The 1,522-nt window shown below is 32.2% G+C and carries 2 protein-coding genes; both read right to left on the bottom strand.

What is annotated here, in order from left to right; all coding sequences use genetic code 11:
- Positions 1-39: 39 nt before the first annotated feature.
- Positions 40-267, bottom strand: coding sequence for an ABC-three component system middle component 7 (locus B371_RS0100430; protein ID WP_019412390.1), 228 nt, complete (start codon positions 265-267; stop codon positions 40-42).
- The gene (locus B371_RS0100425; RefSeq protein WP_019412389.1) at positions 264-1,025 is read right to left on the bottom strand and encodes an ABC-three component system protein; all 762 of its coding nucleotides are present in this window, start codon (positions 1,023-1,025) and stop codon (positions 264-266) included. Before B371_RS0100425 ends, B371_RS0100430 begins: the two co-directional genes overlap by 4 nt.
- Between the last annotated feature and the right edge of the window lie 497 nt (positions 1,026-1,522).

The raw sequence follows: 1,522 nt of genomic DNA, 5'->3' as shown, positions 1-1,522 counted from the left end.
TTGATTTAGTGTTGACATACCAATATTGCACTTTTAATTCTATCTAACATAGGTAACTACTCCTTTATCAAAATCTACTCTGATTGCATTAAGTAGAAATAAAACATCAAGTGAATAAATAAACTCATCAATTTCTTCAAAGTGATCTTGTGTTGTAAAGTATAATTCCTTTACTGTCATATCTTGCTTTAATAAATACTTAAGAATAATTGGCATTTTCCCAATAATTGTGTCACTAAATCTAATTACCTTGTTAGGCACTATCATGAAAACACCTCACAATTTTGGACAAAAAATGATATTATAATTCCACAGGCACCTAAAGAACTGTTGCCAGTTTTTTTAGAGAGCCACTCTGTTAATTGACCATAAATCACTTCTTGGGATGGCTCAATTCTGCTTAAACTGTTATAAAATGCACTAACTTGTGAGGCTATTGCATTGAATGATTTTGGATATTGGCTATCTAGTCGAGCAAATTGCTCTTTGATATAATAATAGTATTCAGTTATTTCATTTCTTATCCTCATCTTTGTAATTCTTGACAATGTTTCATCTGCCTTTTCATCCAACTTTAATGCTTGCATTTCTAACTGCTTAAGAGGACTCTCATTAAATTCCTCTACAAGCATTGTAATGACTTCTTTTATTTCTGATTCAATTTGATAATCAGCATACTTAGCTCTAGTCTCATTCTTAGACAATATGTTTTTCTTTGTGTTTAATAACCACCTATATTCCTCAACAGTTCTAGGGTTATCAAACTTCTTATGGCAATCACCACATAAAGCAATAAAATTTCTTATGTTATTTACATCCTCATGCAATTTCTCTTCATCCTTGAATAATTCAATCTCTGATTCTGTAGGATTAAGAGGATATATATGTGCACCTTCCCATAGCTTATGCTGTCTACCCTTTTTCTCATACATAAGTGGTTTTGCACAAAAGGGGCACATATTTTCAACCTCTGAAAGTAATATTGAATTCTCATGAGGTGTTAGATCTCTTCTTTTGTTAGACATTTAAAGCACACCACCTTTAAACTACAGTAAAACCTATTATACTACTTAAAAACAGATAATACCCTTTATTTTCTAACATTAGTTTTCAACAAACTGTCTGCTCGCCTGATTGACCATTATTATGTCTACTTATGTCCATACTTTCTTTATTTCCATAATCCATTGACCTTTCCTTAAAACCCTTGGGCTTTGTAATAAGGATGTACTGTAATTAATCCATTGAAAGGCGCCTGCGATGGTTCATCCTAGGTTTATGATTACATCTAATTCAGTATAGAAGTTTTCAGTATTCTCGATGCAACTTCGGCTATTTTTACTTCTTTTCCTTATGACATCTTCCCTAAACAGTAGCGTAGCGAAAACAGAACTATTCAGATTGATAGATTTAGGCAATAAATTATCTATCCCTAAATATCTCTAATATGTTTCAACAAGTACACTAGGCTTCGAGATGAGTTTGGTCGATAAACTACTCAGTTTGACCGATAAACCATTCA

It is taken from the genome of Paenisporosarcina sp. TG20 (genome assembly GCF_000286315.1).
GTDB lineage: Bacteria > Bacillota > Bacilli > Bacillales_A > Planococcaceae > Paenisporosarcina.
The sequence above is the reverse complement of the archived record's forward strand: the minus strand, read 5'-3'. Positions and strand labels throughout refer to the sequence as shown.